This window comes from Neptuniibacter sp. QD37_11, from assembly GCF_047778105.1.
Lineage (GTDB): Bacteria > Pseudomonadota > Gammaproteobacteria > Pseudomonadales > Balneatricaceae > Neptuniibacter.
The window spans coordinates 746,312-759,828 of record NZ_CP180552.1 but is presented as its reverse complement, the minus strand read 5'-3'; the positions used below and the strand labels follow the sequence as shown (position 1 = coordinate 759,828).

At 43.4% G+C, this 13,517-nt stretch carries 9 protein-coding genes; all 9 read right to left on the bottom strand.

Going from position 1 to position 13,517, the window contains the following annotated elements; all coding sequences use genetic code 11:
- Window positions 1-20: 20 nt before the first annotated feature.
- Window positions 21-1,439 (bottom strand): mannose-1-phosphate guanylyltransferase/mannose-6-phosphate isomerase, encoded by a 1,419-nt coding sequence (locus tag ACMXYT_RS03315; RefSeq protein WP_415900193.1) that lies wholly within the window; start codon window positions 1,437-1,439, stop codon window positions 21-23.
- Window positions 1,440-1,493: 54 nt separating this feature from the next.
- Window positions 1,494-2,504 carry a UDP-glucose 4-epimerase GalE gene (galE, locus tag ACMXYT_RS03310; RefSeq protein WP_415900192.1) on the bottom strand — a complete coding sequence of 337 codons (1,011 nt, stop codon included), beginning with the start codon at window positions 2,502-2,504 and terminating at the stop codon, window positions 1,494-1,496.
- The gene (locus ACMXYT_RS03305) at window positions 2,492-3,238 is read right to left on the bottom strand and encodes a WecB/TagA/CpsF family glycosyltransferase (protein ID WP_415911850.1); all 747 of its coding nucleotides are present in this window, start codon (window positions 3,236-3,238) and stop codon (window positions 2,492-2,494) included. Before ACMXYT_RS03305 ends, galE begins: the two co-directional genes overlap by 13 nt.
- A 189-nt stretch (window positions 3,239-3,427) precedes the next feature.
- A complete protein-coding gene (locus ACMXYT_RS03300) occupies window positions 3,428-3,745 on the bottom strand; it encodes a glycosyltransferase (protein ID WP_415900190.1) in 318 nt (105 codons plus the stop codon).
- Between the two features lie 351 nt (window positions 3,746-4,096).
- Window positions 4,097-5,125: an NAD-dependent epimerase/dehydratase family protein gene (locus ACMXYT_RS03295; RefSeq protein WP_415900189.1), complete on the bottom strand. Its 1,029-nt coding sequence runs from the start codon at window positions 5,123-5,125 to the stop codon at window positions 4,097-4,099.
- Between the two features lie 35 nt (window positions 5,126-5,160).
- A complete protein-coding gene (tviB, locus tag ACMXYT_RS03290) occupies window positions 5,161-6,429 on the bottom strand; it encodes a Vi polysaccharide biosynthesis UDP-N-acetylglucosamine C-6 dehydrogenase TviB (RefSeq protein WP_415900188.1) in 1,269 nt (422 codons plus the stop codon).
- Window positions 6,430-7,229: 800 nt separating this feature from the next.
- On the bottom strand, window positions 7,230-8,567 hold the full coding sequence (locus ACMXYT_RS03285; RefSeq protein WP_415900187.1) for a UDP-glucose dehydrogenase family protein: 1,338 nt from the start codon (window positions 8,565-8,567) through the stop codon (window positions 7,230-7,232).
- 198 nt (window positions 8,568-8,765) lie between these two features.
- Window positions 8,766-10,715, bottom strand: a complete 1,950-nt coding sequence (gene aceF, locus ACMXYT_RS03280) for a dihydrolipoyllysine-residue acetyltransferase (RefSeq protein WP_415911849.1) — start codon at window positions 10,713-10,715, stop codon at window positions 8,766-8,768.
- Window positions 10,716-10,760: 45 nt separating this feature from the next.
- Window positions 10,761-13,421 (bottom strand): pyruvate dehydrogenase (acetyl-transferring), homodimeric type, encoded by a 2,661-nt coding sequence (aceE, locus tag ACMXYT_RS03275; RefSeq protein ID WP_415911848.1) that lies wholly within the window; start codon window positions 13,419-13,421, stop codon window positions 10,761-10,763.
- Window positions 13,422-13,517: the final 96 nt, after the last annotated feature.

The following is a 13,517-nucleotide window of genomic DNA, read 5'->3' as shown; positions in this document are numbered from 1 at the left end:
ATATCTCTCCAAACTATATCTTAATCACGCCCATAAAGATCATCAAAGCGCTCGATATCATCTTCACCAAGATATGAACCTGATTGAACCTCAATAATCACAAGCTCTTCCGCAGTTGGGTTTTTGAGGGAATGGATCTCTCCAATAGGGATGTAAGTGGATTCATTCTCCCTGACAAGGAAAGATGATTCACCTTTTAAAACCTCAGCACAGCCTTTAACCACAATCCAATGCTCTGCTCTTTGGCTATGTTTTTGCAACGAAAGTGATGCACCAGGCGACACTGTAATTTGCTTTACCTGATAACCCTCACCTATACCGATCAGATCATACTTACCCCAGGGGCGGTATACCTCACGATGATGAAGATACTCAGATCGGTTTTCCGCTTCTAGCCGCTGAACGATATTTTTAACATCCTGAACATTATTTTTATCAGCGATAAGCACAGCATCCTGAGTTTCTACCAGAACCAAACCCTCTACCCCGACTGCTGAAATAAGCCTACCTGAAGAGTAAAGTAAGCTGTTTTTAACGCCATGCAGCAATACATCACCCTGCACTGCATTACCTGCCTCATCCTTTTCAGCAACCTCCCAAAGAGAGTTCCAGGTCCCCAAATCAGACCAACTTGAATGATAAGGAATAACAACAGCAGCCTCATTGGAGTTTTTACACAAAGGCTCCATCAGGGCATGGTCAATAGATATAGAAGGGATTTGCTCGAAAGCGGAAGGCGAAACTCTGATAAAATCGCTATCCACTTTTAAACCTTCAAATGCCTCAACAGCCTTTAAATACACATAAGGTGCATGCTTTCTCAACTGAGCCAGGTAGGTAGCAGGGGTAAGAATATAGATACCACTATTCCAATAGAAATGACCTGTTCGAACATAAGCTTCAGCCGTAATTTGATCAGGCTTTTCTGAAAACTTCTCAATCCACAACACATCTGAGGAACCAAAAACCGGCTTACCGGCCTTGATGTATCCATACCCAGTTTCTGGCCGGGTTGGTGTAACCCCTAGGGTCACAATTAAACCATCTCTAGCATAGCCTTCTGCCGTTTTAATTGCCTCATGAAACAGATTAATATCTTCAATAAGATGATCAGACGGCATAACCACCATAGCTTCACTTTCTAGACCATCGGCAGTAGCAAGCAAAGCAGCAATAGCAATAGCTGGAGCAGTATTTCTACCTACAGGTTCCAGAAGAATTTTTCCATTGACGTCAGAGCAACGCTTTTGTTCAGCCACTAAGAAACGATGCTCCTCGTTAGCTACAAAATAACAATGATAAGATTTTGTAGAGCGCTCGATAGTGGAACCGAGGAGGGAGCTTTCTGAAAATAGATTCAGAAACTGTTTAGGATATTGAGAACGTGAAAGCGGCCATAGCCTTGCACCGCTACCACCGCATAGTATGACTGAGATCATCAACAAGCACGTCTAAATCAAAACAGTTTAGCATGGAAACAAGTACTGCTGTATTTACTCGTAACCATTAGGGTTTTGGGACTGCCAGCGCCATGTATCAGCCATCATCTCATCCAGTGTTCTCGTTGCTGCCCAGCCCAGCTCTCTCTCAGCTTTACTTGTATCGGCCCAGAAAGCGGGAAGATCCCCCTTCCGCCTAGGCGCAAAGCAATAAGGTACATCAACACCTGTAACATTCTTGAACGCGTTAACCATCTCCAATACGGAAAGGCCCTTGCCCGTACCAAGGTTGTATATGTGTACGCCAGTTCTACTAAGGCACTGCATAGCTCCGAGGTGCCCATCAGCAAGATCCATCACATGGAGATAGTCTCGTTCACAGGTCCCATCGTTAGTTGGATAATCATTGCCGAAAATAGATAACTCTTCACGCTTACCCACAGCAACCTGGCTAATAAAAGGCATCAAGTTATTTGGGATACCCTTTGGATCTTCACCTATCAAACCCGAAGGGTGAGAGCCTATTGGATTGAAGTATCTGAGTAAGGCAATAGACCATTCAGGATCAGAAACAGAGAGATCTTCAAGAATCTGCTCTACCATAGCTTTGGAAGTACCATAGGGATTAGAGGTACTACCACGGGGCATAGATTCCATATAAGGGATCAGGGCATCTTCACCATAAACTGTAGCAGATGAACTGAATATCAGTTTCTTTACCCCAGCCTCTTGCATCGCATCACACAAAACCAATGTTCCATGGACATTGTTATGGTAATACTCAATCGGCTTTTCTACGCTTTCACCAACCGCTTTAAACCCCGCAAAGTGGATAACAGAGTCAATGATATAATCAGAGAATAGTTGATCTAAACATTCTCTATCGCAGATATCGCCTTCGATAAACACAGGCTTACTATCTGTGATTTCCTCTATTCGCTTAAACACCTCTACACTACTGTTGCAAAGATTATCAAGGGCTACAACATCTCGACCTGCCTCTAACAGCTGAATAACAGTGTGAGAACCGATATAACCTGCACCGCCTGTCACTAAGATTGCCATTGATTAGCTCCGAATTTCTCTTTTAATAACAGCCATGCGAATTTAGAATTAGTAATCAAATAACGCTTCCACATACGTCTTGGTTCTTGAATAACTCGGTATAGCCATTCCAACCCAGACTTTTGCATCCATAAAGGAGCTCGTTGCACCTTCCCTGCAACAACATCGAAAATACCACCAACACCCATTACGAAATCGACACCTAATTGACCTCTCCATTTATTAATGAAATTTTCTTTATTAGGAGAGGTAATTGCGAAAAATAGAAGTTTGGCACCTGAATCTTTGATGAGCTTGACGAGTGATACATCATCATCCCAAAAATCACCATGGTGCGTGCCAACAATAACTAAATGAGGATGCGTTTTCTGCATACATTTAGCTGTTTCTTCAACTATTTCCTGCTTAGCACCAAGGTAAAAGACCGATAATGACTCTATCTCAGCCATCCTATTGAGCTGATGAAAAAGGCCAACCCCAGCCATACGTTCAGAAACATCGTGTCCAAGAAACCTTGTCCCACAAACAACCCCCATTCCGTCGATATAGATAATATCGCACTCTGTTACAGATTTTGCCAACTCAGCATCCGAACGCATATTAACGACTTTAGCCACATTAACCACTGTGTGCTGAGTGAATTCACCGTTGTGTAATCGCTTAGATATAAGATCTACTGTCTCAGACATAGATGAGGCAGCCATTGGGGAGCCTAGAAAAACAAATCGCTGCATTAAAAGCACCTTATTAATTAAATAAATGAACGATATGGAGCCCTAAACTATTAATTACGATATAAGCAACATAAAATTAAAATAAATACTAGAAGATAATCTATCGAACACATAAGAAACTGAAAACTCACTTACACTTTCAGAACACTGTTTACGATCAAAGGAATCATTATTCAACACTAAATTCACTTAGCTACTGAAGTTTTTAGAATTCCAATCATCAACTATTCTTCCATTAAAATCATCCTGGGCAAATCTTGACGGCTCTCCAGTTCTAGTAGTAACAACAGGAATCCCAACTTTTAAAACCTCAAGCAGAGCAACAGACATTCCTTCAACAAAACTAGTGGATATATAAACATCTAACACAGATAGCATTTTAGGCAAAACATCATGACTAATGGCGCCAAGAAAAATAACATTACCAGAGCTGACTTCTTTAGATAATGCTGCCTTGGCAGACTCTGCTTGAGAGCCGGTACCTTTTATACCGCCTTCCCTGAGCATAGAACTGAGGCTATTGGTCGTGGTTCCACAATGACTATTGAATTAATTACGGAATTCGAGGTAATAGGCACCTTAACACTGCTCACGATCGGCAGCTTAGGTGCAGGGCTATATGCACAGTACAAACGTAAAAATTAAGGTATTACGTGGTAAAGCCTTTGGATCTTCGATGTCGATACTGGCCATGATGATCCATTCCACCGTGGACTTTAATCTGCAGATGCCTACAAATGCTCTGACTTTTATAGTTGTATTGGCTTTAGCTTGGATAGCTTTGAATAAAACGAGCCGCAGGAAAGAAAAAGGCGCCTCCTAAACAAAAGAGCCTTATAACATTTTTTATCGCGACGCTTAATTACTTAGAAATTTTATATACCAAGGCATCACCTCAGCAATACCTGTGTTAATTCGGTATTGTGGCTCATAACCCAGTTTCGTTTGCGCTTTTGAAATATCTGCTTGTGAATGTCTAACATCACCCACACGAAAATCTCTATATGTAGGCTCCGATTGAACATTGAAACCGTTTTGATTCAGAGCTGAAGCAATTGCAGTATAAAGATAATTTAATGTGGTTCGATCTCCAACCGCAACATTATAAACCTCATCTTTCGCATCATCAGAAGCTGTTGCTGCTAGTAAGTTCATTTGCACTGTATTTTCGATATAACAGAAATCTCGACTGGTTTCTCCGTCACCATTAATAAAAACCTCTTCATTTTGAATCATCGCAGAAGTCCACTTTGGGATAACAGCTGCATAAGCTCCATTGGGGTTTTGACGTTTGCCAAATACATTAAAATAACGCAGACCTATGGCTTTAAAGCCATAAGTTCGAGCATAAACGCTAGCATACAATTCATTAACATATTTAGTTACTGCATAAGGTGAAAGAGGATTACCAATATTCTCCTCTACTTTAGGCAGAGCTGGGTGATCTCCGTATGTAGAGCTGCTCGCCGCATATGTAAAACTTTTAACCTGAGCCTCTTTACTTGCATTTAGCATATTAAGAAAACCGGTTATATTGGCACTATTAGTTGTTAGAGGATCAGCAATAGAGCGCGGCACCGACCCTAAAGCAGCCTGATGCAAAACATAATCAACCCCTTCCATAACTTTGAGGCAAGTACCAGGATCCCTGATATCACCTTCATGGAAACTAAATCCTGCCCATTGATCTTCATCAACCAGTCCTTGTACCTCATCAAGGTTAGCCTGGAAACCAGTAGCAAAATTATCTAACCCAATAACTCGTTGATTCAGTTTTAAAAGCGATTCTAATAAATTTGAGCCAATAAACCCTGCAACCCCTGTTATTAACCAAACCTTAGGGGAATCTAAAAGCTCTGCTCTAAGATTTTCATATCTGTTCGTCATCTTATGTTCAATCCTATAAACCAAATTTCCTCATACTACAAACGCATATCCACCTGTTCTTTATTAAGCAGGTATTTCAAATCATAAAGTACGTGGTTTTCTTTGCCATACTTCCTGATTGCTTCAGCACCCTGGTCCTTAAACTCTTGATGAGCTACCGCCATAATAATCGCATCATAGTGATTAGCTGGAACTTCACTAATCAACTCTAAACCATATTCATGCTGAGCTTCTACCGCTGAACACCAAGGATCAACCACATCGACATTGACGTTGTACTCTTTCAATTCTGAGACGACATCAATAACTTTGGTATTTCTCAAATCAGGGCAGTTTTCTTTGAAAGTTAATCCCATAACTAAAACGTTTGCCCCTTCAACATGAATACGCTGTTTCAGCATCTTTTTAACTAGCTGGGATACAACATATTCACCCATCCCATCGTTGAGACGGCGCCCCGCCAGAATCATCTCTGGATGGTAACCTACACTCTGTGCTTTATGGGTAAGATAGTAAGGGTCGACACCAATACAGTGACCGCCCACCAGTCCTGGACGGAATGGCAAGAAGTTCCATTTAGTTCCAGCAGCTTCCAAGACTTCTAAAGTATCAATACCAAGGCGATTAAAAATGATAGAAAGCTCATTAATCAAGGCAATATTTACATCACGCTGAGTATTTTCTATTACTTTGGCAGCTTCAGCTACTTTGATTGAGGATGCTTTATGCGTTCCTGCAGTAATAATAGATTTATATAGCTGATCAACCATCTCAGCAACTTCTTCCGTTGAACCGCTTGTGACTTTAAGAATATTAGTTACACGGTGTTCTTTATCACCAGGGTTAATTCGTTCAGGGGAATAACCAGCAAAAAAACCTTCGTTAAACTTAAGACCTGAAACACGTTCGACAACTGGTATACAATCATCTTCTGTAGCACCAGGATAGACAGTCGATTCGTAGACAATAATATCGCCTTTCGAAATAACATCTCCTAGCATTTCGCTGGCTTTAATTAGAGGTGTTAAGTCAGGTGTTTTATGGTCGTTAATAGGAGTAGGAACCGTCACGATATAGAAATTACATGACTTAAGCTTCTCTTTATTAGCTGTATAAACTAGTTTTGAAGCAGATAGCAGTTCATCTCTTTCTACTTCAAGCGTCAAATCATTTCCATTGATAAGTTCATTAATTCGATCTTGATCTATATCAAAGCCAATAGTTTCGTATTTTTTCCCGAATTCAACAGCTAAAGGAAGACCTACATACCCAAGCCCAATAATTCCAATTTTGACATCCGACATTCTGACTTTTCCTTTAAAGCTTTATCTAACGAAACAATGATAAGATGCCGCGCATTATATACCCTAAATCCAAAAGGGACACTTCCCTAACCTCTTCTAGTTGCACTATCTCCTAACCAATAAAAACAAACAATTACTTCATGCGAAATATATCCCATGTAATCAAACTTAGCTTTAACATATTGGCTGGACCAAGCAAACACAAACGGAGAAGGACTCAATCTTCAGAATTTTTGATGATAGCTTGATGAAACGTTCACCTAACGATTTACAGAACAGTCATTTACAAAATAGGCCAATGTATAAAATTGCTTCTAAAGCAGGTAATTAAGAAAGGGCACTGTTGATACCCTCGATATCGTAAACATATGGAATAGATATTAATATTTTGCGTTTATACTACGCCGCAACCAAGACAATCTAAGTGTCAGAAGTGTTATAACCCTCTAATGATGGATAAGTGACTCACCATCTACTTTTCTAACGCTCTCTACTCTGGCGGTACTGTTGGTTGTTCACCGGATTCATCTACTAGTGCCCTTGAACTATTTTAGTTTTTTCGTTTGTGAAAAGATAATGGTTTAAAGGAACATTTTTTGAGTTTGCGCTCATAGCAAGAAGCATAACAGTACCTCCTGGAGGCATGATTTTTCTGCAGGTGATTGCTGCACTAACCTAACAGAAAACGGCCGCAAATTTTTTATTGCCCTGCACTAGCGCTTACCAAAGCTGCTACCCTCTACCAAATAAGGGTAAGATAAGCAGTGAAGATCCATCTCTTTACCTTCAATAGCTAATTGTTACCTTTGAACACTGCGGCCTCGACCAATACCGTAATATTCCAGTCCATGACGCTCAACTGTTTCAGGCTCGTACATATTACGGCCATCAATGATGACAGGGTTGTTCAACGAATCTTTTATTAGGTCAAAATCTGGCGACCAGAATGCACGCCATTCTGTACAGATAACCAATAGATCAGCCCCTTGCAAAGCACTCTCTTTAGTTCCGACTAACTCAAGATCTGCACGATGACCATAGATTCGCTGTGTTTCCTCCATTGCTTCTGGATCGTAGGCTCTAACTTTAGCACCTTGACCCCACAACGCCTCCATCAAAACCCTGCTGGTAGCTTCGCGCATATCATTAGTTTTTGGCTTAAATGAAAGCCCCCAAACCGCAATAGTTTTGCCCTGTAAATCACCATCAAAATAGTTATTCAAATGCTTAAACAAAAGCGATTTCTGACGATAGTTCACTGCCTCAACAGATTTTAGAAGCTGCGCATCATACTCAATACTGTCTGCTATTCTAACGAGCGCTTGCACGTCTTTTGGGAAACATGAACCACCATATCCACAGCCTGCATAGATAAAGTGGTACCCGATACGTTCATCTGAACCAATACCCCGGCGTACATTTTCAATATCAGCCCCCAGACGCTCAGCTAGATTGGAAATCTCATTCATAAAACTGATTTTAGTAGCTAGCATGCAATTAGCTGCGTACTTGGTTAGCTCTGCACTACGTACATCCATAAAGATCATACGATCATGGTTACGGTTAAATGCGGAATAAAGCTCGCGCATCTCTGATTCAACATGATTGCTATCTGTGCCTATAACTATCCGATCAGGTCGCATGCAGTCATTTACTGCTGCACCTTCTTTCAGAAACTCGGGATTAGAGGCGACGTGACAATCAAGCGTTTTGTTTCGAGAGCTCAACACTGATAAAACTTTGGCAGAGACTTTGTCTGCAGTCCCCACTGGCACTGTAGACTTATCCACAATAATCTTCGGTGACTCCATATAGGTAGCAATCGTTTCTGCAACGGCTAACACATATTTAAGATCCGCTGAGCCATCTTCATCTGGTGGCGTTCCTACAGCAATAAACTGTATTTCAGCATGGGCGACGCCTTCTGCTGCATCTGTAGTAAAACGCAAACGCCCTGCTTCATGGTTGATTTGAACAATAGTTGTTAGACCAGGCTCATAAATAGGGATTAGGCCTTTATTTAAATCATCCACCTTCTTCTGATCGACATCGACACAGACTACTTCATGCCCTACATCGGCCAGAACTGCAGCCTGAACCAGACCTACATATCCAATACCAAAAACAGTAACTTTCATGCTCTTCTCACTTTTTCAACGAATGAGAAGACTCTAGGACCTGTTTGCTAAAAACTTATTTCGAAGAGATGACTGATTAGTGACAACAATACAGGCATAAAAAACGGCGACCTCCTGCACAAAGTCGCCGTTTGTTTTTTTCACTCTAAAAAGTCGCCTCCGAAGAGGCGCGAGCCAAGAGAGTGGAAAACTTGCTTATTAGAGTACTAGGCGACGGATGTCGCTTAGCAAGCCATTTAGGTAGGTTAGGAACTTACCTGCATCACCACCGTTGATCGCGCGGTGATCGTAAGATAGGCATAAAGGCAACATCTTACGTGGCTCGAACTCTTTACCATTCCAGCGCGGTTCGATATCTGCTTTAGACACACCCAAAATCGCTACTTCTGGTGCATTAACAATTGGCGTAAAGCCAGTACCACCAATGCCACCTAGACTAGAGATTGTGAAGCATGCACCCTGCATTTCGTCAGGTTTAAGCTTACGGTCTTTAGCTTTACCCGCCAACTCGATCGCTTCCTTAGAAAGCTCGTAGATACTCTTCTTATCTGCATCCTTAATTACAGGAACCATCAGACCGTTAGGCGTATCTACAGCCATACCGATGTTTACATACTTCTTGTAAACAATGTGCTCGCCATCAGCATGCAAAGAAGCATTGAACTTCGGATGCTCTTTCAGTGCGATAGCAATCGCTTTTAGCATAAACGGCAGCGGTGTTAGCTTAACGCCAGACTTCGCAGCTTCGTCTTTCATCTCTTTACGGAACGCTTCCAGATCAGTGATATCAGCCTTATCAAACTGAGTCACATGCGGAATGTTCAACCAGCAGCGGCTCATGTTGTCGCGTGTAACTTTAGCAATTTTGCTAAGCTTCTCGACTTCCACTTCACCAAACTTGCTGAAATCTACCTCAGGGATTGCCGGAATACCTGAACCACCCGTTACTGCACCGCCTTTTGGCGCTTCAGCTAGCTGTTTCAGAGCACTTTTAACATATGCCTGAACATCTTCTTTTAAGATTCTTCCACGACGACCAGTGCCGGATACAAGAGACAGATCAACACCGAATTCACGGGCAACTGCACGAACAGCAGGGCCAGCATGAACCGTTTTGTTTTTCTTCTCTAGCGCAGCAAGATCAACCTTACCTGCAGAAGGCGCAGGCTTAGCCGGGGCTGGGGCTGGAGCCGCAGGGGCAGATGCCGCAGGAGCTGGTGCAGCAGCAGGAGCCGCAGGTGCTGGTGCAGTACCACCTGAAACTTCAAGTTCTAGCAGCAGATCACCTTCGTTTACCGTATCGCCTTCATTGATCTTCATGGAAACAACCGTACCCGCTTTAGGTGCTGGTACTTCCATAGATGCTTTATCGGTTTCTAGTACGATTAGGCTATCGCCTTCTTCAACGCTGTCGCCGTCTTTTACCAATACTTCAACAACATCTACATCGCTCGCACCCGATAGATCAGGGATAAGCACGTTCTCTTTACCACCTGCAACAGGTGCTGGCGCAGGCGCAGCTTCCTGAGCTGGTGCTGGAGCCGCAGCAGGTGCAGTTTCAGCTGGAGCAGCCGCACCTCCTACACTCAGTTCCATCAAAAGATCACCTTCGTTAACTTGATCATCAACGTTGACCTTCATAGAAATCACAACACCATCTTTAGGCGCTGGCACTTCCATAGATGCTTTATCTGTTTCCAGTACGATCAGGCTATCGCCTTCAGATACTGTATCACCGTCTTTTACTAGTACTTCAACAACATCTACATCAGTTGCACCAGACAGATCCGGGATCAGTACATTTTCAACGGCAGAAGCGGCTGCAGGTGCAGCAACTGGAGCCGGTGCAGCCTCTGGTGCAGCAGCCGGCGCAGGCGCTTCTTCTGCGGCTGGAGCTGCAGATGCCGCAGCACCTGTATCTAGCTCAAGCAGAAGATCACCTTCGTTTACTTGGTCATCAACATTGACCTTCATGGAAACAACCACACCGCTATGAGTCGCTGGCACTTCCATGGATGCTTTATCTGTTTCCAGAACAATCAGGCTATCGCCTTCGTTGATGGTGTCGCCGTCATTTACCAGCACTTCAACAACATCAACATCTGTGGAACCTGATAGGTCTGGCACAGTAATTGTGATAATACTCACTTTGAATTCCTCCAGTTCTAAGCTGTTAAGAAGCTCATCGCAGACTTAAACAGTCCACGGTGCCGGTTTAGCCGGGTTGATGTTGAACTTCTGCATGGCTTTAGCGACAACTTCGCCTTCAACCTTGCCTTCTTCCTGGAGTGCTCTTAGCGCAGCCAGAACAACGTAGTAACGGTTAACTTCAAAGAATTCACGCAACTTAGTACGTGTATCAGAGCGACCGTAGCCATCTGTACCTAGTACCTTGAAGTTACGAGGAATGTATTCGCGTAGCTGATCAGCATAAGAGCGCATGTAGTCAGTCGATGCGATAACCGGACCTTCACCACGGCTTTCGATGCACTGAGTTACGTATGCTTTCTTCTGCTCAGCTTCTGGGTTCAGCATGTTCTCACGAGCTACTGACATCGCATCACGACGAAGTTCGTTGATCGATGTTGTGCTCCAGATATCAGACTCAACACCAAACTCTTCGCTTAGAATTTCAGCCGCAGCTTCAACTTCACGAAGGATCGTGCCACAGCCCATTAGCTGAACTTTCTTATCGGAATCTTTACCCTCTTTCAGCAAGTACATACCTTTAATGATGCCTTCTTCAGCACCTTGTGGCATTGCTGGGTGGTGGTAGTTTTCGTTCATTGTCGTGATGTAGTAGAAGCAGTTTTCCTGATCCTGATACATGCGACGTAGACCGTCCTGAACAATCACGGCTAGCTCGTAGCCATAGGTTGGATCGTAGGACTTACAGTTCGGAATCATCTGAGCCATCAGATGGCTGTGACCATCCTGGTGCTGCAAACCTTCACCGTTTAGCGTTGTACGACCAGAAGTCGCACCGATCAGGAAGCCACGAGCCTGCATATCACCTGCAGCCCATGCCAAATCCATCACACGCTGGAAACCGAACATAGAGTAGTAAATGTAGAACGGAACCATGGTGCAGTTGTTGTTTGCGTAGGATGTAGCCGCAGCCATCCATGCAGACATCGCACCCGCTTCGTTGATCCCTTCTTCTAGAATCTGACCTGTTTTAGATTCTTTGTAGAACATGATCTGGTCAGAATCGTGTGGTACATAGCGCTGACCTTCAGAAGTGTAGATACCCAACTGACGGAACATACCTTCCATACCGAACGTACGTGCTTCATCAGGTACGATTGGAACAACACGCTCACCCATGTTTTTATTTTTAACCAGCGTGCTCATCACACGGTTAAGAACCATCTGGGTAGAGGCTGCGCGCTTACCACTGTCTTTCAACTGACCGTCAAAATCAGACAATGGCGGCGTTTCTAGTTTTTCGAACTCTGTGCGACGCACTGGGTAGAAACCACCCAAGCTTTCACGGCGTTCGAACATGTATTTCATTTCTGGTGAATCTGGTGCTGGACGGTAGTAAGGCACGTCCTTCAACTGATCATCAGATAGTGGGATGTTAAAGCGATCACGGAAATCTTTAAGATCGTCCATCGCTACTTTCTTCATCGAGTGCGTGTCGTTCTTCGCTTCGCCCGATTTACCCGTACCGTAACCTTTTACAGTCTGTGCAAGGATTACAGTTGGCTGACCTTTGTGATTTACTGCTTCGTTGTATGCAGCAAATACTTTGTATGGGTCATGACCACCACGGTTCAGATTCATAATGTCGTCGTCAGACAGATCTGAAACCATCTCTAGTAGTTCAGGGTACTTACCGAAGAAGTGCTCACGAGTGTACGCACCACCATTAGCCTTGTAGTTTTGCAACTCACCGTCACAAACTTCGTCAAAGCGTTTTTGAAGAAGACCTTTAGTGTCTTTTTCGAACAGGGCGTCCCAATGACGACCCCATAGGCATTTGATAACGTTCCAACCAGCGCCGCGGAAGATACCTTCTAGCTCTTGAACAATCTTGCCGTTACCACGAACAGGACCATCAAGACGCTGTAGGTTACAGTTAACTACGAAGATCAGGTTTTCAAGCTGCTCACGACCCGCGAGAGAGATAGCACCTAGAGATTCTGGCTCATCACACTCACCATCACCTAGGAAAGCCCATACCTTACGATCACCACGATTAATCAATTCACGCGCAGAAAGGTAACGCATAACGTGCGCTTGGTAGATTGCTTGAATTGGACCAAGACCCATAGATACGGTTGGGAATTGCCAGAAATCAGGCATCAACCACGGGTGTGGGTAAGATGAAAGACCGTTGCCATCAACTTCACGGCGGTAGTTATCCATCTGATCTTCAGTTAAACGACCTTCTAGGTAAGCACGAGAGTAGATACCTGGAGAGATATGGCCTTGGAAGAAGACCATGTCAGATTCCTGACCGCCTTCGTTACCACGGAAGAAGTAGTTAAAACCGATATCGTATAGTGTTGCAGAAGAGGAGAAAGATGAAATGTGGCCACCTAGGCCATCTTCGTTGTCGTTAGCACGCATAACCATTGCCATTGCGTTCCAACGAATGAAAGAACGAATACGGCGCTCCATAAACAGGTCGCCTGGCATACGTGATTCATCTTTAACAGAAATAGTATTGCGATAAGGTGTAGTCAGTGCCGTACCTGAGCTTACGCCCATATCATTGGCTTTTTCACCTAACTTACGCAGTATGTATTTGGCACGATCGTCGCCATCATTCTTTGCAACTGATTCCAGCGCATCCAACCACTCTTGGGTTTCAATTGGATCAACGTCATCAATAATGTCTTGCACTTTGACCTCTCCACTCTAAAAAGTTAACGCAGCATGTATTTTTTGTAATCTGATCTTTGTTAACCAAACCAACTTGTTACATTAAAAGTAGCAGCT